Raw genomic sequence first — 17,635 nt, 5'->3', positions numbered from 1 at the left:
CCTTTAGCGTTGTGCTCTAAGATGACCTGGTCTATATTGGGCGGCCACCATACCTCTTAGCCGGTGAGGTGCTTTCCTCGTGAAGCAGCCCGTCCTCTGCGTTTGGTCCTCTTCGTCGCCGAACGGGCGGCGAAATCTCGTTTTTGGACTCGACACCCAAACCTGGGGGTTCAAGGACTACGACCCGCAGTACGCCGCTCGGAGCCGATGGGTGCTATTCGGCCACGACCACACGAACGGGAGCCCGCGCGTTGAAGCCAGCATCTGGCAGAAGGGCAGCCTGGACCTGGTGCTGTGCGAGTTCACCACTCCTCTCTACCGAGGGCATGCACCGCATTGGCCGGACGAGGTCGAAAGCGGCACAGTGATCTACCCGCACCGCATCGGCCTGACTCCGGTAGCTTGGCTGGCCGGCGTCGACGCCGGTCCCGGCGGCGTTCTGGGTGAGGCGAGTGATGCCCTTCGCAAGGCGGCGATCAAAAACCGCGGCGTACGCGTCGAGCTGGACATAGCTCCGCTTCTGCACGCCATGGGCGTCACCACCAGCGGCGAGTCGCTGACGCCGGATCTGAGCCGAACTGCTGGTAGCCCACGGCCCTCCTTCCCCCCGGTTCGCGGCCGCCGCGGTGCTGGACGTTCGCATGATCCCGAGTTCAACAAGGTCATCGAGGAACACGCCGTTGATCTGGCGACGAAGCACATGAAGGACAAGCACGGCTGGCCGGAGGTGGAGCCCCTTGGCAAGCCGTACGACCTCGTTTGTCGGAAGCCATCTGGCGCGGAAAAGCACGTCGAGGTGAAGGGAACCAGCGGAGCAGGCGCGGACGTCGAGTACACGCCAAAAGAAGTCCTTCACTTTCGGTCGTGTCCGCACGGCGCGGATTTGATCGTTGTTCGCGACATCGTGGTCGATCGCAGCCAGCGGCCGTACGTGGCCACGGGAGGCGAGTTGCTCCACGTGGAGGACTACAGGGCACCGGCCGAGGATCTTCAGGCGACAGGCTGGCTGGGGCGCGTATCCGGCTGGAATCAAGGGAAGGCCGAGGCGGCGATTCAACATCCTAGAGTGCCTGAGGTACTGCCGGAGGAGCCCCCTCCGGCGATCCGCTAGCTCCAAGCTTGCGTTGACTCAGTCGGCCAACCTGTCACCAGGCTCAAGTAATGGACCTTGATCGCTTGGATGTCGCAGCGGAGGGGTACGAGTTGATTTCGTCGGTCGACAACAGTCATCTGCAACTGGGGGAATGCCCTCAGAAGGCCTGGCATCGTGCTGATGCTCTAGCTCCTGCTTACTGAGTGCTGGCCTGCCTAGTTCCCGACATCGGATCCAGCCGGGTGAAGGCGGGGTCGCGCTGCGTGGTCGGGCTGTGGCATGGTGCGGTCGTGAGTGAGACGGGGCAGACGGATCCGGTGGCGGTGCCGGAGAAGTTGGATCAGTGGCATGACTTCCGCAAGAGCGTGGCGCTGGTGTCGATGGTGCTGTTCTTCTTCTGCGTGGTCGGCTTGGGTTTCCTGGTCTACCAGCTGGCGGTCGTCGGGGACGACGACGGCACCTTTAGCGTCTGGTCGTTCTTCCGCTTCATGTCGGTCGCGGTGCCCCTGGGTGTGGCGGCGGTCGCGGGCGTCGGTGTGCATCGGGCGAGCATCAACGCGGAGTCGAAGCGCCGTGGTCGGGTCATGGCTCTTGCGCTGCTCGCTGCCGCGGTCCTGCTCGTGGTGACGGGCATCATCGGGGATCGTCTGTCGTGAGCTTCTCCGTCGAGCCCACCGCCTTGGAGGCCGCCGCTTCCCGCCTCAACGACGCCAGCCTCGACGCCCAGACGGCCAAGGCCTACATCGTCAAGCACACCGACATGTCGTGGCACAGCCAGGGTCTGCTCAACGAGGCATGGCCGGCGCATCAGAAGCTCGTCGACGAGATGAACAAGCGGCTCACCCATCTGGTGCAGCTGCTCGACGAGTCACGCGACGCGCTCCAGGAAACCGCCGGCTACTACCGGCGCACCGACACCGGCAGCGCGGCCCGTCTGGACGCCACCTACCCGGCCATCGACCGCAGCGGCTACGAGCTGCCTGGCGGGCGCCCGACCGGCGGGAACCTGCCGTGAGAGAGCCAACGGACTTCCTCGTCGAGCCCGCCGAACCCGACGCCTCGATGACCAAGGGCTTCGCCAACCCGATCGGCGTCCTGGACGCGCTGTCCATCTCCCACTGGGTCAACCAGATCATCAAGGACTGCGCCGGCTACGACGTCATCGGCACCATCAGCAATGCCCTTGTCGGAGACTGGCAGAGCTTCTACAAGGCAGGCGACGCCTACGGCAACCTCGGGCAGTGCCTGCAAGCCATCGGCCAGAACGTCACCCTGGCCGCCTCGCACATGGACCAGCAGTGGGACGGACATGCCGCCGACGCCGCCTTCGTCTATTTCCGGCAGCTCACGAAGGCGCTGGTGCAGCAGAACCTCGTCCTCATCCAGGTTGAAGAGAAGTACCACGAAGCGGCCCGCGCCATCTGGCTGCTCGCCGACATGATCGGCGGCCTCGTCAAGATGATGATCGACAAGGCCATCATCATCGGCGTCAGCGCCGCCGCCGGCACGGCGCTCATCGAAACGGGCGTCGGTGCCGTCGCCGGCTACGGCATCGCCGCCTGGCAAGCCACCGAACTGGTCAAGAAGGTCAACGACGCCGCGCTGAAGATCCAAGCCGGCGGCACCGCGATCCTCGGCTTCTTCAGCTTCATCAAGACCCTCGCCGAACAGGGCGGCGACCTGTCCAAGGTCCCCCTGCCCGACCGGCCCTACACGAGTCCGGTACTCCATGAGCCAACCTGAACCACCACCCGAGCAGCAGTTCCTCGACCTCACCCAAGGCGACCAGGGCCTCGCCAAACTCCTACACGCCAGCCTCACCCGCCTCCGCGACGGAGTCGCCGGAAACGACCTCCAGGAGATGGCCCGCGACATCCTCGCCGGCCACGCCGACCTCCACCAGATCGCCGCCACCGACGCCTACGGCGGAGAACTCCTCGACCGCTACCACCGGTTCAGAGACTGGGAACGCAACCTCGACCCCGAAGAACGACAACGCATCACCTACGAAGCCGCCGGACTCGCCACGGACCTCGGCAGTCAAAACCCGCAGTAGCCTTCCCGACCGAGACGGACCTCGTCACAAGGATCACGGCGGCGTCGAAACCAAACGAGCTAAGACCGGGCCCCTTCGTCCCGAACGCGGGCACGACGCACCAGCATGCGTCAGCCGTTGCCGTCCGGTGCTGTTGAGCGTGACCGCCCCGCCGGTCAACGCCGTAGACCGCCAGCGACTGGTGGCGGTTTCGCTGCCTCCGTGCTCTTGCAAGATCACGCCACCCAACCGGCTCTAGGTCGCCGTGATATGGCTTGCACCCCGGCTGTCAGTCGACGCTCCGACAGGCACATCGATCGGTGCTTCCGTGTTAAAAAACCGGCTGATAATATCGCGGCCATGTTTAACGACGACGTCGAGCGGATCCGCGAAGCTCTCAGCCCGCTCTGCGAACCCCTGCACGACGTCTTCACTTGGGCGGACCAGCAACGTCGTACCGCGCTCCCAGAGTTCGACGGCGTTGCTAGGTACAGGTGGCATGCAACGCACACCGTGCGGGCATTCGCCCACCTCCGGCTTAGCCGTCTCTGCATCGATCCTTGGAGCCTGGCCGGAAACCATGCGCGCAACGGTGAGCTGTGGCTCACTGACGGCAACTATCGAGTGCGACTCCTACATGCCGTTCGAGACGCCGACGTTCCGCCAGCCGGAAGCAACGCTGCCCGCCAGGCCTACTACCGGAACGTGCCCCTCTTTACCCTTCCGCAGCAGAGACTCGTGGGCCCGCCGGACGATCGGCTCCTCTTCGTCTGGCGGATCGATCCGAAGACACACGTCCCGGTCTTCCGCGTCGTCCGACCGATCGGAAACTGGAGGTGGGGCGACCATGCCGAGACGGACATCGACTTCATCCTGCCAGAGACAGCAGAAGATCTTGCTGCACTAGAGTTCGAGCCATCGGATGAGGGCATGGAGTTGGACATCCCGAACGAGGACGAGCTGGAAGGCGGGATGGGAGATGCTGGCGGCAGCGCCGGGTGAACGGCTCAAGACCCTGCGCGACATCCTCGGCCTGACCCAGAGTCAGTTGGCTGAGGTGTCCGGCGTCAGTCAGCCCTGGATCTCCGAGGTGGAAACGTCAAGCAAGGAGGCGACGCCGGACAAGCTGCAACAGATCGCGCATGCAACGGGCACTCCTGTCAGCTTCTTCTCGGCCCGGCCCGCGTCGGTCCCTCTGGACACCCTTCGGTTCCGGAAGTCGTCCGCTGCCAGGAAGACAACAACCCGCCGAGTGCACGCGATCTACGGCGAGAGCTACCGCGTCACGGAAGACCTGGTGGGCGCTGAGGGCTACCCGACGCCGTCACTCCCCTTTGCATCCGGTGAGGCCAACTTGACGGATGCTGACATCGAGCAGCTAGCCAGCGAGACCAGGGAGGCTCTTCAACTTGCCCCCGACAAGCCCATCCCACATCTGACCCGCGCGCTTGAGCGGGCCGGGATCGCGGTAGCACCGATGGTGCTCCCAGACATCGAGGGAGACGAACAGGCCGCGGTCGGGCACTTTGGCGTCTCATACTGGGGTGGGCTCGGAGCTACAGCACTGATTGGCTACTTTCCCGGTCGGCAGGGCGATCGAGATCGCTTCACACTGGGGCACGAGCTAGGGCATTTGGTGCTGCACACGTTTCGACCGCGGACCAGCCACTCTCAGGCAGAAGAGGAAGCCAACCTCTTTGCCACCGCCTTACTGGTACCGCTTGAGCGAGCCCAGGCAAGCATGTCGGACAAGCTCTCGCTGACGGACTATGCGCGGCTTAAGGCGACCTGGGGTGTTTCAATCCAAGCCTTGATCATGAGAGGCCACACCGTTGGCGCCATCGGTGATACTCGTAAGAACTCGCTGTTCGTGCAGCTCTCTGCGAAGGGATGGAGGAAGCGCGAGCCTGTCGCCGTGGGTCACGAGTCTCCCAAACTGCTGTGGACGCTCTTGTCTCGCCGCTATGGTTCGCGGCCGTACGTACAAGGGGCAGATGAGCTTGCCATTCATCCAACAGTCTTGAGGTCGATCGCTCCTACTCCGCAGTCGTCTCAGACCCGAGGAAGTCAAGTTAGCTCGACCCGGAGTAGCACGGTGAAGGTGGTTGATTTCGACCCGGTACGCAAGAGCATGAGGCGTAGAGCCTGAGGCGGCGGGACGTCCGACCTGCACCGTCTGGTCCGATTTTTCTAGATCACCGAACGAAGTAGGGTAGACTCTCCCTTGATCTAAGGAACGAGGATCCTGGCGGCTGGACACGGCGACTGTCGGATTTCTGACACTACCAGTGGTGCCCCGTTGGTAACTTCATGCAACCCCTGACCGATGAAGTTACCGAAGGTGGACCGTGCCGGGTGGAAAAGGCAGCGCAGCCGAGGTCCAGCAGCTACGGGACGATGTCGAACTGACTCAGTACGGAGAGGATGGCGAGGGTTTCCGCAACCGGCTGCGGGTAAGCATCGGTGAGACGGAGATGTCGTTGATCATCGGCCGACAGTCGAAGATGGCCTGCGCCCTGCTGGTGACGAAAGCCGCCCCACCATGGGCAATGGCTAGGTACACCACGGCCGGAGCATTGAGGGCTGCTGGCTTCCAAGTCGTCCACTCACCCACGCGAGGCAATCCCCTGCACGTCTCGGTCTTCCCACCAACTGGGCCACACGGGCCCGCCGAGTGGGATGACTCTATGGCGATGCGCTTTGACAAGTGCTTCACTGAGTCCACGGGAGGTGATACTCGTGAGTAAGTCGGTTCTGCCAGAGGTGGGCAACCTGGCATGGGCGCCGGTCACCTCAGTGGAGGGGGTCGAGTTCTTCGACCGCTACAACGGAGTGCCAACACTGGGCGTATTCAGAACAAGCGGCCAAGCCCACCTATACTGGCGTGTACTGGGCTATACGGGAGATATCTCTCTTTGGTTGTACGTTCCGCTCTCGGATGGCGACGAGCGCGCCCTCGATGACGACGAGGGTCCCGGACTTCTCGATGGAATCGTTTACCACTCGCCAAGGCAACGGTATGTAACTGTCGGCGTCGCTGACTACTACAGGCTCATCTTTGAGCGTGAGTGGAGCATCCCAGCAGAGGCAAATCATGGACAGATCCTCCAGTCGCTGACGGAGTTCGTGGGGGAAGCTCTTCAATTGGCAATTGATGAGGGGCTGCCGAGCAGCAGGAGAGAGCACTTTGAAAAGGCGCAGGAGGCCGTGCGGCATCTTGTGTCTTGCTAAGGGTGATTACTCCAATTCGCCGCTCCTAGCTCTTCCAAGAGCCAGGAGCGGTCTGCTTTTGCTCACCAACCGTTTGCTGCCATCCCGTCTGCCGCCGACCCACACTCCGTGGAGCGGGCCAGGGCCAGGGTGACCAGGTGGAGCGCCCTACTGGACGTACGACCTGGTCGCCCTGGCCCTGGTCTGCTCGGCTTGCCTGGGTCGGTGGCTGGCGGGATGGCAGCTCCCCCAACCACTCACCCACCGCAAGCTGTTCGGCAACTTGCCATCCTGGAGTCGTCTGGCCCCCGCCGGAGGCATCCTCAAGCGCGACCCCTCCCTCCCCCCTCCCTCACCTCCCCACCTCCCTTCCCCTCCTGCGGCCCCCAGCGGCCCGCGTGAGCCGTTCGGCAACTTCGGTCCTGCCCTCGTGGTGAGGTGCGGGCCTTCGTGCGCCTCTGGGTCGGAGAGAACGGGTGGAGGTGTCACCGCCTAGCCCCCGGTCACCCTGGGATTCGTCACCGGATCGCCTGCCTATTCGAGGCGGACGCGCGGGGCGGGGCGTGGGTTTCGGGCCGGCTGACTTTCCGCCCCGGCGCCGCAGGCGGCCGGGGCGGCGGCTCCGCAGGAGCCGCTTGCCGCGCCCCGCCCCGCGCCGCGCGGAGCGCCTTGACCTAGTACAGGCAAATTCGGCAATAGATCACCGGTAGCGTCCCCCGGGCCGACCCTGGCCGGCGCACAGCACACACCCGCCCCGGTCGTCGCCGTCAAGAACCGCAACGAGGCTGCGTCGGCCTCACCTCGTAGGCCAGGCCGTGGGTGGCTGTCCAGGCTGTCACGCGCTGCCGGCTGGGTGACTCTCCCTCACGGGTCCGCGGTTGCCTCCTGGCCGGCTCGCAGGCCTTCCTTCCCCCCACCCACCCAACCCGTGATTAGAACGCCTGTACGATCGCCGAGTGAGTAGGGAGGTGGTGTCGCGCTGGTGGAACGGCGTCTGGGGCCGGCTGACACGCCGTGACGTGTGGCTCGCTCGCGAGGTCCGCTGGCATGTCGTAGCCAGGGCCGGCGACTCGGAGAATGGCAAGGTGCTCCGGTGGGAGTTCGACACCGAAGACGAGGCCCGGCACATGGTTCAGCGGCTCATGCGCGCTGACGGCGGCCAGTGGCGCGAGATGAACGGCGACGCCACCACCCAACCGCCACGGTGAGTCCTCTACGCTTCGGTCGACGCTGAGGGGTCATGTTCTGGCGGGGCAGAGGTCGGCGCGCACATGCCCGCCGCACCACGGGGGTAACTCCACCAACCAGATCCGCCACCCGCCCCGGTCCCGCCGGACCTCGAACCGCCAGGGCTGGGGCGTGCCGGCCAGCGCTGTCGGCCCGTCCCACCAGATCGCCTGAACCTGCTCGGTGACCATGGCGCGGTCGTCGCCCTGGTGCTCAACGACGCTCGGCCCCGTGGTCGTGATCTTCGACGGCGGCTTGCCTGTGCTGTCGATGGTGGCCCGGTAGTCGCGCCACTGCCTGAGCAGCAGATCATGGCGAGGCTTCGCCAGCACACGCGACAGGCCCAGCTCGTCACCGGCGCTGAGTTTGAGCACCCATATCAGCGCGGCGGACTCCGGCGAGGCTTCGCCCCGGTCCGCCTCCAACTGCTTCCGGACCGCCCACGTCGCCGGTACGGCGACAAGGCCAGCGCACACGACCGCGACCAGCGCGAGCAGCACCCACGGCCAGTGGCGTCTCGGCCGGCGTGGTGCTACCCGGTGCGGTCGCCACCCTTGCGGTTCCTCTCCCATGCCGTTTCGAGAGGATAGGGACCGATGGACGCGATCATCAAGGTCTATCGGGACGCGCTTCCGCCTGCGACGTGTCAAGCCGCATCAGGGCTTCTGCGACTTCGCGCATGCTCGTTACAACGACATCCGCGCCTGCCTGCTCGAACAGCCGATGCTTCGACCTCTTGTTCGCGAAGGCGATCACACGAGTACCTGATGCCTGTGCGCCCTCGATGTCTGACAGCGAGTCGCCGAGGAGCACGCACAGCTTGGGATCAACGCCAAGGGTGCGTGCCGCATGAAGGATCGGGGCGGGATTGGGCTTCATCTGCCTTGGCTCGGCGTATGCCCTGCCAACGACCGCGTAGACGTGGCGGGCTAGTCGATGCCTCTGAAGGTATGCCTCGATCGCCTGCGAGGAGTTGTTGCTGACCACAGCGATCGGTAGGCCCAACTGGCGGGCCGCGACGATGACCTCTCGCCCGTACGGTGTTGGCTCGGCTGTCTCGGCAGCCTTCACCTCCGCTGCGGTTAGGGCATCCTCAATCGCGCTGGTGAGGCTGTGGTTTCCTTCGGTCCCGGTTCGTCGGAGGACTTCGAGCGGGTCTGTTTCGCTGGCCAGCTCGCCCACGAACCCGGCGCCCCTTGTCCTGAGTGACTGAACAAGCTCCTGGGCGACGACCGGCGCCGGGTAGCCAGCGAAGATGCTGCATACCGGCCCGTCGAAATCGAGCAGCAGGGCGCGAACATCCCGGCCTAGCTGCTCAAGCTGGGCGGTCACCCTTCGTACCGGTAGGCAATGGTCGACCACAGTGAGTCGAACCACTGGCGGGAAGCCTCAACAAACTGTGTGCCGTGTGAGGCGTCGTCATCGGTCACGGCGTAGTGGAACAGCGGGACGTCCTTGCCCATCAGGTCGTAGATGGCCATGGGCTCACCCTTGATCGTCACGGTCCGCTCAACGGCAGGGTAGAAGCCGAAGAAGACCTCTTCGCCGTTCAGTAGGTATAGCTTGAATTGCGGCGAGCCGCGGTGCATACGCACCTTGACGGTCGCCGAACGGACTAGGCCGAGGTCGCCGAGCTCCGAGACCTGGTCGATGATGCCGTCCACCGCTCGGCGGGTAATACGATCCGCACGCTCACGGACGGCCGGGTCGTCGGCCTGCGTCTCGGCCCTGGCAGGCAGTGCCGTTGGCGCCGACATGTCGGCGACCAGGACTCGGACCGCGATGGTCTCCGGAGCCAGCCGGCCCACCCTCACCTTGTCCAGTACCTCGGCAAGCGCATCTCGGAGCGTTTCTCCGGAGAAGCCGGCGAAGTCAATCGTCACGTGCGCTCGCTCGAAGGCTGCCTCGATGTGTGGCCGCAGTTCGACAGCTCGTTGCGTCTGCGCTCGTACGAAGGCACCGCTTCCCTGCCTCGTAACGATGAGCCGTTCGGCTCGGAGCGTTTCGAGCGCTCGCTTGACGGTCTCGCGTGCGACGCCGTACCGGTTGGCCAACTCAGGTTGCGACGGCAGCTTGTCGCCAGGCGCCAGGCGGCGCGTGAGGATTGCAGCCCGAAGCTTGTTCGCAATCTGTTGTGACGCCTGCTTCGGGTCATCGGGGTCAAGTTCCCCGAGGTAATCCAGGTTCTCGGTCACCCCACAAGAGTACTTCTGACTAGCCAAGCTAGGAAACCTTCGATCCAGACTCTTGACCTGGCTAGCCAAGCCGGCCTAGCCTCATCGCAAGCCACTTGGCTAGCCAGGCCAATCAGGTCTGGTGTTCGAAGCTCTGCCGGCTGGACCGGCGAGCGCTACAGGCGCCTTCGGCGTGGGAGGAAGAGATGGCTCTTCGTGGTGGTACTCGGTTCTCGGTTCCGTTCGAGGCGGTGTTCCCGCACGGCGCGGTGTTCGTGCCGGACTCGATCGCGGAGGCGCAGGACTTCGACGAGCGGACGAAGCAGCGGACGCCGGCCAAGGACAAGGTGACGGGTCAGCGGGTGTGGCAGTGCCGGGTGATGGACATGGACCCGGAGTTGGGTGCCCGGTCGCGTGAGGTGTCGATCAAGATCCTGTCGGATGTGCAGCCGGTGCCGCCGGTGGGTCCGTTCCAGCCGGTGGAGTTCGAGGGCCTGACGGTCACCCCGTACGTGGCCAGCAACGGCCGGCTCGCCTTCTCGTACCGGGCGACGGCGATGGTCGCGCCCAAGACCCTCGCGGAGACGCGCGGCAAGGCTGCCTGACCTCGTTGATGGCGCGGGGCGGCCCATGCCCTAGGAAAGCCGGCCGCCCCGCTGCCCTACCAAATTCCTCTCGGCCTGGAAGGGCGGGTTCATCATGCCTTCTTTCCTGGACTGGACTCGTGCCGGTGGTGCCGGCGAGTCCGCTCCGTGTGTGGTCTGCGGGCGTCCGGCGATCTGCCGTAGCCCTGCTGGGAAGCCGGTGCACAAGGTCTGCGCGGAGGCGTGGACCGAGCAGCACAAGGCCCGCAAGGCGGTGGCGTGATGCGGCCCCCGCTGGTCAACTTCCGCCGTCTCCAGGTCGCCACCCCGTGGCCCCTGGTCTGGGCGGTCACCATCGCGTTCCTGCTCGTCCGCCTCGCTGCCCTCGTTGTCCGGCTGGCGGTATGGGCGGTGCGGCACTGGCGGGCCTGGCCCGGCGTCGTCCTGGTCCTGGTCGCCGTCGACGTTCACCGCTCGCACGGATGGTGGCCGCACCTCCTGGTCCTGCTCGTCGCCGCGGCGGCCGGTGGGCTGTGGTGGTGGCGGGGTCGGGACTCGTTCCACCGCCTGGTCGTGCTCCGGGCCGTCACCGTGTGGCGGCGGCTGTGGGTCTATCGGCGTCAGTGGCACGAGGCCATGACCTTGTGCGGGCTGGTGAAGAAGTACGACGACGGGGAGAAGGTCCCCGAACTGCTCTCGGTCCGCTGCTCGTATGCCACGGATGAGGTCGTGCTGCGGATGCCTCGGGGGCAGAACCCGGAGGTCTACCAGAAGGCGGCCCGCGACCTGGCGTACTCGTTCGGCACCCGGCACTGCCGCGTGTTCTCCGGCCGTCGCCACCCGGCCCCGCACCGGTCGGGCCGGCTCGCCTGGCTGCTGCGGCTGGTGGATCGGGTGCGGTTCCGGGACCGGCCCCGGCATGTGTGGTTGGTGTTCATCCGTCGTGACCCGCTGACCCGCATCGTCGCCCCGCTGCCGGTGCCAGCGCGTCCGGACTTCACCGCCCTGCCCCTGGGGCTGCGCGAGGACCTGGCCGTCTACTGCCTTCGGCTGCTCGCCACCCACGTGCTGGTCGGTGGGGCGACGCGGATGGGGAAGGGCTCGGTGATCTGGTCCCTGATCCGCTCCCTCGCGGCCGGGATCCGGTCGGGTCTGGTGCGGGTGTGGGCCATCGACCCGAAGGGCGGCATGGAACTCGCGATCGGTCGGCCGCTGTTCTCCCGCTACGTCGACGACGACTGGTCCCGCATGGCCGACCTCCTAGAGGACGCGGTGGCCCGGATGCGCGCCCGGCAACAGATCCTGCGCGGGAAGGTGCGGGTGCACACGCCCACGGTGGATGAGCCGCTGATCGTCATCGTCATTGACGAGATCGCCGCTCTGCTCGCGTACCTGCCCGACAGCGAGATCCGCAACCGCATCGCCCACGCCCTGGGGCTGCTGCTCTCGCAGGGCGCCGGGCTCGGCGTCCTCGTCGTCGCCGCCACGCAGGACCCGCGCAAGGAAGTCGTGTCGGTCCGGGACCTGTTCCCGACCCGCATCGCCCTCGGCCTGACCGAACGCGGCCACGTCGACCTGCTGTTGGGCGACGGTGCCCGCGACCGGGGAGCCCTGGCAGATCAGATCCCGCTCTCTGGCAAGGGCGTGGCGTATGTGCTGCTCGACGGGCAGCCCGAACCCGCCCGCGTCCGCTTCTCCTACATCCCCGACGACCTGATCCGCGACATGGCGGCCACCTTCCCCGCCCCACCGGAGACGCAGCCAGAACCGGAACCCGTCCCGGCTCCGGCCAAGCCGGCCCGCGCCCCCGGCAACGGCCGGCACACCTACCGGCCGACGCCGCCGAAGCAGGCCGCGCCGCTGCTGCCGCCGTCGCTGCTCAACGCCCTCGACCTGCCCAACGGAGGTGAGCCGCGGTGACCGCCCACGAGCTGCCCGAGGGCACGCCGACCCGGATGCCCTACGCCGACGAACCCGACCGGGAGCCCGAGCCGCGTCGGTTCTACCGGCTGCGCGCCCCGCACGTCGACAAGACCACGGTGCCGGTCACGGTCCGGGTCACCCCCGACGCCGACCTCTACATCGCGGTCGGGTCCGGCCGACGCCGCATGTACCTGACGCCGAACGAGGCGTGGGCGCTGTGGCGCTGCCTGTCCGAAGCCGTGGCCTCGACCGGCGAACCGCCGGAGTGGATCCGCGTGCACATCACCCCCACCCACCGCTGACTTCCCGCTTGGAGCCCGTGATGCGTTCCCGTCGACTCACCCGCCGACCGATGCGCCGCACCTGCCTCGACCTCGCCCACACCGACCCCGACCAGCAGTGCCCCTACTGCGCCCCCGACACCCACGCAGACGCGATCCTCGCCGCCGCCCTCGCCCGGCACGCCGAGATCGCCGCCGAGGACGCCGAAGCCTGGGGGTGGGCCGCATGAAACGGCGCGCTGAGCGGCTGGAAGGTGTCGCCCTGGTCCTGATCCTCCTGGCCGTGGGTGGCATGGCCGGAGCGGCGTCGTTCACCCACGTCAAGGACTGGACCATGCACCACGCCCCGACCGGCACGGGCGAGTGGTTCGGCTGGTCCAACGCGGTCATCTCGGAACTGACCCCGGCGGCTGCCCTGCTGGTCATGCGCCGCCGTCGCCGCGCCGACCCGCACGCCTCCGTGGCCTACCCGCTGGTCCTGCTGATCGCGGCGGTGGCGTTGTCGCTGGCGGCGCAGATCGCCGTGGCCAACGACAGCTTCTCGTCGCGGTTGTTGTCTTCGGTGCCGGCGCTGGCGTTCCTCGCCCTGTCCAAGCTCATCCTCACCGGCAAACCCGTCCCCGCCCCGGCTTCGGACCCGGCCACGGCCTCGGTCGAGGAACCCGCCCCGGAGGCCGTCGACCTGGAACCGGTCGACCTGCCCACCGACCCTGCCCCGGTCCTGGCCCCGCCGGCTCCCGTCGCCAGCCCGACCCTGGCCCCGACCCCGGCTCCGGCTCCGGCTCCGGCTGCGGTGCGGTCGGCGCTGATCTCGTCCACCGTTCAGACCCCGCGTAACGGCCACGTCTTCGCCTCGGAGGTGATCCGGTGACCCGCTCCCAGCTCGCCCGCATCCAGACCCGCCGTCCCGCCGTGGTGGCGCGGCGGATCGTCGGCACCCCCGCTGAGGTCGCCGCCACCGTCGCCCTGGTCCGCGACTCCGGCCGGCTGCTGTCCATGACCACCCCGCAGCAGATCCCCGGCACCACCAACCGGGTGACGGTCACCGTGCGGTTCCTCGACAACCGTCGTCCCGCGCCGGCTCCGGTCCGCCGGCTGCGCCGTGGCCCCGTGGTCGCCGCCGTCGCTGTCCCGGCCGTGGGTGCCGTGGTGGCGGTGGGCTACCTCGCCGCCCAGCTCGTGCAGGCGGTCCGGGCGGCGTTCCCGCTGATCCTCGGCGGTGTCCTGGTCCTGGTCGTCATCGCCCTGCTGTTGCGCTCGTCCGGCCGCTGCTGCCCCGGCCTGCACTGCCCCGGATGCGGCCACTAACCGCCATGGCTGGCTGGCCCACCTACTGCGCCCGCTGCGGCGGGCCAGCCGTCGCCCTGGTCGAAGCCGGCCACCCCGGCACCGGCCACTACCGCGCCGAGGTCGCCTGCACCCGCCACGAAGCTGCCGCCCACCGCTGGGCCAGCGCGGTCGGCCCTACCCGCGCCACCCCCATCGGTGACACCCAACCCGCCCTGTTCGACATTCCGGAGGTGACTCGTTGACCGCCCCCGTCCTGCCCGGCCTCACCCCCGACCCCACCCCGGCAAGCAATCCGCCGGCGGCTGGGTCTCGAGCGGCCCGGCTGGCGATGCCCATGTCCCGCCAGGTGCTCAAGGAGATGGCCGCCGAGTACGGCGTCTGCATCCGACCCGTGACCCTGCGCCGCACCGACCTGACCACCGGCCTGACCGAAGTCATCGACCTGCCCTGCGGCACCACCCGCGAAGACAAATGCCAGCCCTGCGCCAAACGCGCTCGCCGGCTGCGCCAGACGCAGATCCGGGAGGGCTGGCACCGCGCCGACGAACCCAACCCCGGACCGGGACCGGCCACCGACGCGCAACGCGAACTGGTCATGCTGCGCGCACACCTGGAGTTCGCCCGCGACGAAGCGCAACGCTCGGCGCAGTTCGACCAGATCCCCGCCATCGACGACGCGATCGCGGAGGTAGAGGAAGCCATCGCGGCGGAGGGGCTACGCGGGCAGGTCGCCCCACCCCACGACGGCGACGACGCCTCCGCTGGCCGGCGGAAGAGGTCCACCCGCCGCCGGCAGGACGCCCCCGACCTGCCCCGCAAACGGGTCGAACCCCGCACCGTCGGCCGCGTCTACACCGCCCCCGACGGCACCCAACACCGGCCGTCCATGTGGCTGTCCCTCACCCTCGACAGCTACGGCCGGGTCCACCCCGACGGCACCCCCGTCGACCCCGACAGCTACGACTACCGGCGGGCAGCGTGGGATGCGGTGCACTTCGCCCGGCTGCTCGACCGGTTCTGGCAGAACCTGCGCCGCTGCGTCGGCTGGAACGTCCAATACGCCGGCTGCGTCGAGCCGCAACGCCGCCTCGCCCCACACGCACACTTCGCCATCCGCGGCACCATCCCCCGCGCGGTGCTGCGGCAGGTCGCCGCCGCGACCTACCACCAGGTGTGGTGGCCCCCCGCCGACGAGCTGGTCTACCCGCTGGACCGGCCCCCGGTCTGGGACAACGACCGCGGCGAGTGGGTGGACCCAGACACGCGGGAACCACTGCCCTCGTGGGCTGACGCCCTGGACCTCATCGACGCCGACCCCGACACTGAGCCCGCCCACGTCGTGCGGTTCGGCCGGCAGGTCCACGCCGAGGGCGTCACCCCCGGCACCGTGCACGCCGAACGCACGATCGGCTACATCACGAAGTACATCACCAAGAGCGCCGCCGACTGCCACAAGCCGGCCACCGACCGGCAACGCGAACACCTCGACCGGCTTTGGCAACAACTCCGCATCACCCCGTGCTCCGACCGGTGCGCCAACTGGCTCCTGTACGGGATCCAGCCGAAGAAGGCCCACGGGCGCCTGCAAGCCGGCCGCTGCAAAGGCAAAGTCCACCAACGCGCCACCCTCGGCATCGGCGGACGCCGCATCCTCGTCTCCCGCGACTGGTCCGGCAAAACCCTCGCCGACCACCGCGCCGACGCCCGCGCCTGGGTCCGCCGACTCCTCGGCATCACCACCGGAACCGACGACGCCGAGCCGGCCAGCCCCGACGGTGCACCCGCTTACGCCTGGGAGATGGCGCGGCCGGACGACCCCGACATTCCGCCGCTTCAACACCGGCTCCTACGCGCCCTGTCGCAACGGGCGCAGTGGAAAGCCGCCCTGCTAGCTGCGCGCGCCAGAGCGTCTGCCGGTTCCTCGCTGCCCGCCGACGAGTCCGCCTGATCGAGAGGACACCATGAGCAACCGTTCTCAGCCCCTTGTCCCCAAGTGGTACTCCCCTGCCGAGGTCGCAGTGCTGCTCGGCTTTGGCCTGTCGAAGGTGAAGATGAAGATCGCTACGGGTGAGCTGCGGTCGGTGAAGGACGGGAAGTACCGCCGGATCCTGCCCGAGTGGGTGGATGAGTACATCCGTGAACAGGTCGAGCGGCAGGAGGTCGCCTGATGCCCGGCCGAACTCGTGCCAACGGCGAAGGCTCGATCTTCCCCTACCGCAACGGCTACGCCGCATACGTCTGGGTCAACAAGCCGGACGGCAGACGTGCTCGCAAGTACGTGTACGGACAGTCTCGCGAGATCGTCCACGAGAAGTGGTTGAAGCTGCACCAGCAGGCGAAGGCTGGGCCGGTGGCGACCCGGATTCCGACGCTGGCGCAGTACCTGGCGTACTGGTTGGAAGAGATCGTTAAGCCGAATCTTGCTCCGGCCACGTACGTCTCGTACGAGGGCTTTACCCGCCTGTACATCGTTCCGGGTATCGGCGCCAAGCGGCTCGACCGGTTGCAGGTCAAGGACGTGCAGACGTGGATCAATAAGGTGGCTCGGGCCTGCCAGTGCTGCGCTCAGGGTAAGGACGCCGCCAGGCCGGCGGCGAAGCGGCGCTGCTGCGCGGTTGGCAACTGCTGCCAGGCCGTTCCGTCCGACAGCGCGATCAGGGGACTCCGGGCGACCCTGCGGGCGGCGCTCTCGCAAGCGGTGGCGGAGGAACTGGTCACCAAGAACGTGGCGGCGCTGGTGAAGCTACGTGCGGCTCGCAAGAAGCCGGGCGCTGCGTGGGACAGCGACGAGGCTCGCCGCTTTCTGGAATCGGCGCGCGCGGACAAGGATCCGATGTATGCGGCCTGGGTGCTGCTGCTCGTGCTCGGGCTGCGCCGCGGGGAACTGCTCGGCCTCTCGTGGGACGATATCGACGAAACCGATGGCGAACTGAACGTGGCTTGGCAGCTCCAGCGCATCGGAGGACAGCTCGTGCGACGGGAAACGAAGACGGAAGAGTCGGACGCCCCGCTGCCCTTGCCTGAGATATGCCGTACTGCCCTGGCCATTCGACGTGCCGAGCAACAGGCGGAAAGGAAGGCGGCTGGTGAGGCGTGGCAGAACTCGTCGCTCGTCTTCACCACCCGCTACGGGACGCCGCTAGAGCCGCGCAACTTCAACCGGGCGTGGGAGGCTCGGGTGCGCCGTTACGGGCTGCGCCGGATCACTCCGCACGGCGCACGGCGGACCTGCGCCAGCGTCCTGGCGGATCTCGACGTGCACCCGCGGGTGGCGATGCAGATCCTGCGGCACGCTGACTTCAAGGTCACGATGGAGATTTACACCAAGGTCAGCTCCAAGCAGACCCGCGAGGCGTTGAAGCGCCTGGGCGAGCGGATGAACGGCGCTGAGTCCGCATGATCGCTGCTGTACTTCACTGCTGTACGGGACGGAAAAGGGGCCGTCTCGGTCTCCCGAAACGGCCCCTCACCTGCTGCGCGCCCGAAGGGACTCGAACCCCTAACCTTCTGATCCGTAGTCAGATGCTCTATCCGTTGAGCTACGGGCGCTGGTGCTCAGCCAGCCTACACGACCGACTTTCGCGCGGAGACTCCGGGATTCGAACCCGGGAGGGGCTTTAAGACCCCAACCGCATTAGCAGTGCGGCGCCATAGACCAGACTAGGCGAAGTCTCCCTGGCGACCCGGCAGGCCACCGCGCCCGAGGATACAGGGCAGCACCCACCGGGGGCAAAGCGACTTCGCGAGCAGCGGTGAACGACCACCGCCCGACCGCACGTGAGCGCTGTGCGCGGGCGTCATCAGGACTACTCTCCATC

The 17,635-nt window shown here is 67.3% G+C and carries 22 protein-coding genes and 2 tRNA genes; 19 read left to right on the top strand and 5 right to left on the bottom strand.

Features of this window, described 5'->3' with window-relative positions:
* The first annotated feature begins 79 nt into the window (after positions 1 to 79).
* From OG994_RS25600 to OG994_RS25560, 9 genes are all read left to right on the top strand, one after another.
* Positions 80 to 1,111 (top strand): protein NO VEIN domain-containing protein, encoded by a 1,032-nt coding sequence (locus tag OG994_RS25600; RefSeq protein ID WP_328851217.1) that lies wholly within the window; start codon positions 80 to 82, stop codon positions 1,109 to 1,111.
* Positions 1,112 to 1,383: 272 nt separating this feature from the next.
* Positions 1,384 to 1,749 (top strand): hypothetical protein, encoded by a 366-nt coding sequence (locus OG994_RS25595; protein WP_328851216.1) that lies wholly within the window; start codon positions 1,384 to 1,386, stop codon positions 1,747 to 1,749.
* Positions 1,746 to 2,108, top strand: a complete 363-nt coding sequence (locus OG994_RS25590) for a type VII secretion target (protein ID WP_328851215.1) — start codon at positions 1,746 to 1,748, stop codon at positions 2,106 to 2,108. Before OG994_RS25595 ends, OG994_RS25590 begins: the two co-directional genes overlap by 4 nt.
* Positions 2,105 to 2,836, top strand: coding sequence for a hypothetical protein (locus OG994_RS25585; protein WP_328851214.1), 732 nt, complete (start codon positions 2,105 to 2,107; stop codon positions 2,834 to 2,836). Before OG994_RS25590 ends, OG994_RS25585 begins: the two co-directional genes overlap by 4 nt.
* Positions 2,823 to 3,149 (top strand): hypothetical protein, encoded by a 327-nt coding sequence (locus OG994_RS25580; RefSeq protein ID WP_328851213.1) that lies wholly within the window; start codon positions 2,823 to 2,825, stop codon positions 3,147 to 3,149. Before OG994_RS25585 ends, OG994_RS25580 begins: the two co-directional genes overlap by 14 nt.
* A gap of 339 nt (positions 3,150 to 3,488) precedes the next feature.
* A complete protein-coding gene (locus OG994_RS25575; RefSeq protein WP_328851212.1) occupies positions 3,489 to 4,130 on the top strand; it encodes a hypothetical protein in 642 nt (213 codons plus the stop codon).
* Positions 4,108 to 5,277, top strand: coding sequence for a helix-turn-helix domain-containing protein (locus tag OG994_RS25570; RefSeq protein WP_328851211.1), 1,170 nt, complete (start codon positions 4,108 to 4,110; stop codon positions 5,275 to 5,277). Before OG994_RS25575 ends, OG994_RS25570 begins: the two co-directional genes overlap by 23 nt.
* Positions 5,278 to 5,867: 590 nt before the next feature.
* Positions 5,868 to 6,359: a hypothetical protein gene (locus OG994_RS25565; protein WP_328851210.1), complete on the top strand. Its 492-nt coding sequence runs from the start codon at positions 5,868 to 5,870 to the stop codon at positions 6,357 to 6,359.
* 935 nt (positions 6,360 to 7,294) lie between these two features.
* Positions 7,295 to 7,546 (top strand): hypothetical protein, encoded by a 252-nt coding sequence (locus OG994_RS25560; RefSeq protein WP_328851209.1) that lies wholly within the window; start codon positions 7,295 to 7,297, stop codon positions 7,544 to 7,546.
* Between the two features lie 30 nt (positions 7,547 to 7,576).
* Here the strand turns inward: OG994_RS25560 and OG994_RS25555 are convergent, their stop codons facing one another.
* From OG994_RS25555 to OG994_RS25545, 3 genes are all read right to left on the bottom strand, one after another.
* The gene (locus OG994_RS25555; RefSeq protein ID WP_328851208.1) at positions 7,577 to 8,065 is read right to left on the bottom strand and encodes a hypothetical protein; all 489 of its coding nucleotides are present in this window, start codon (positions 8,063 to 8,065) and stop codon (positions 7,577 to 7,579) included.
* A 109-nt stretch (positions 8,066 to 8,174) separates the two neighbouring features.
* Positions 8,175 to 8,897, bottom strand: coding sequence for an HAD family hydrolase (locus OG994_RS25550; protein ID WP_328851207.1), 723 nt, complete (start codon positions 8,895 to 8,897; stop codon positions 8,175 to 8,177).
* Positions 8,894 to 9,760 carry a GntR family transcriptional regulator gene (locus tag OG994_RS25545; RefSeq protein ID WP_328851206.1) on the bottom strand — a complete coding sequence of 289 codons (867 nt, stop codon included), beginning with the start codon at positions 9,758 to 9,760 and terminating at the stop codon, positions 8,894 to 8,896. The genes OG994_RS25550 and OG994_RS25545 overlap by 4 nt, the downstream gene beginning before the upstream one ends.
* 185 nt (positions 9,761 to 9,945) lie before the next feature.
* Here OG994_RS25545 and OG994_RS25540 point away from each other — a divergent pair, with 185 nt between their 5' ends.
* The 10 genes from OG994_RS25540 (at position 9,946) to OG994_RS25495 (ending at position 17,217) form a co-directional block, all read left to right on the top strand.
* A complete protein-coding gene (locus OG994_RS25540) occupies positions 9,946 to 10,344 on the top strand; it encodes a transcriptional regulator (protein ID WP_328851205.1) in 399 nt (132 codons plus the stop codon).
* Positions 10,345 to 10,605: 261 nt separating this feature from the next.
* The gene (locus OG994_RS25535; RefSeq protein ID WP_328853793.1) at positions 10,606 to 12,243 is read left to right on the top strand and encodes an FtsK/SpoIIIE domain-containing protein; all 1,638 of its coding nucleotides are present in this window, start codon (positions 10,606 to 10,608) and stop codon (positions 12,241 to 12,243) included.
* Complete coding sequence (locus OG994_RS25530) at positions 12,240 to 12,548, top strand: spread protein (RefSeq protein WP_328851204.1); 309 nt, start codon at positions 12,240 to 12,242, stop codon at positions 12,546 to 12,548. Before OG994_RS25535 ends, OG994_RS25530 begins: the two co-directional genes overlap by 4 nt.
* 20 nt (positions 12,549 to 12,568) lie before the next feature.
* Positions 12,569 to 12,757 carry a hypothetical protein gene (locus OG994_RS25525; protein ID WP_328851203.1) on the top strand — a complete coding sequence of 63 codons (189 nt, stop codon included), beginning with the start codon at positions 12,569 to 12,571 and terminating at the stop codon, positions 12,755 to 12,757.
* Positions 12,754 to 13,398, top strand: coding sequence for a hypothetical protein (locus OG994_RS25520; protein ID WP_328851202.1), 645 nt, complete (start codon positions 12,754 to 12,756; stop codon positions 13,396 to 13,398). The genes OG994_RS25525 and OG994_RS25520 overlap by 4 nt, the downstream gene beginning before the upstream one ends.
* On the top strand, positions 13,395 to 13,835 hold the full coding sequence (locus OG994_RS25515) for a hypothetical protein (RefSeq protein ID WP_328851201.1): 441 nt from the start codon (positions 13,395 to 13,397) through the stop codon (positions 13,833 to 13,835). The genes OG994_RS25520 and OG994_RS25515 overlap by 4 nt, the downstream gene beginning before the upstream one ends.
* A 5-nt stretch (positions 13,836 to 13,840) precedes the next feature.
* Positions 13,841 to 14,059 (top strand): hypothetical protein, encoded by a 219-nt coding sequence (locus OG994_RS25510; RefSeq protein ID WP_328851200.1) that lies wholly within the window; start codon positions 13,841 to 13,843, stop codon positions 14,057 to 14,059.
* Entirely contained in the window at positions 14,056 to 15,765 is a 1,710-nt protein-coding gene (locus OG994_RS25505) for a replication initiator (RefSeq protein ID WP_328851199.1), read from the top strand. The genes OG994_RS25510 and OG994_RS25505 overlap by 4 nt, the downstream gene beginning before the upstream one ends.
* Positions 15,766 to 15,778: 13 nt before the next feature.
* A complete protein-coding gene (locus OG994_RS25500) occupies positions 15,779 to 15,985 on the top strand; it encodes an excisionase family DNA-binding protein (RefSeq protein ID WP_328851198.1) in 207 nt (68 codons plus the stop codon).
* On the top strand, positions 15,985 to 17,217 hold the full coding sequence (locus OG994_RS25495; protein WP_328851197.1) for a site-specific integrase: 1,233 nt from the start codon (positions 15,985 to 15,987) through the stop codon (positions 17,215 to 17,217). Before OG994_RS25500 ends, OG994_RS25495 begins: the two co-directional genes overlap by 1 nt.
* A 76-nt stretch (positions 17,218 to 17,293) precedes the next feature.
* On the opposite strand, the gene OG994_RS25490 is transcribed toward OG994_RS25495, so the two are convergent.
* Both OG994_RS25490 and OG994_RS25485 read right to left on the bottom strand, forming a co-directional pair.
* Positions 17,294 to 17,366: transfer RNA gene (locus tag OG994_RS25490), tRNA-Arg, on the bottom strand.
* Positions 17,367 to 17,401: 35 nt separating this feature from the next.
* Positions 17,402 to 17,492: transfer RNA gene (locus OG994_RS25485), tRNA-Ser, on the bottom strand.
* Between the last annotated feature and the right edge of the window lie 143 nt (positions 17,493 to 17,635).

Origin of the sequence: Micromonospora globbae, assembly GCF_036184225.1 — a bacterium.
In the GTDB taxonomy this organism is placed as follows: Bacteria; Actinomycetota; Actinomycetes; order Mycobacteriales; family Micromonosporaceae; genus Micromonospora; species Micromonospora globbae.
The sequence above is the reverse complement of the archived record's forward strand: the minus strand, read 5'-3'. Positions and strand labels throughout refer to the sequence as shown.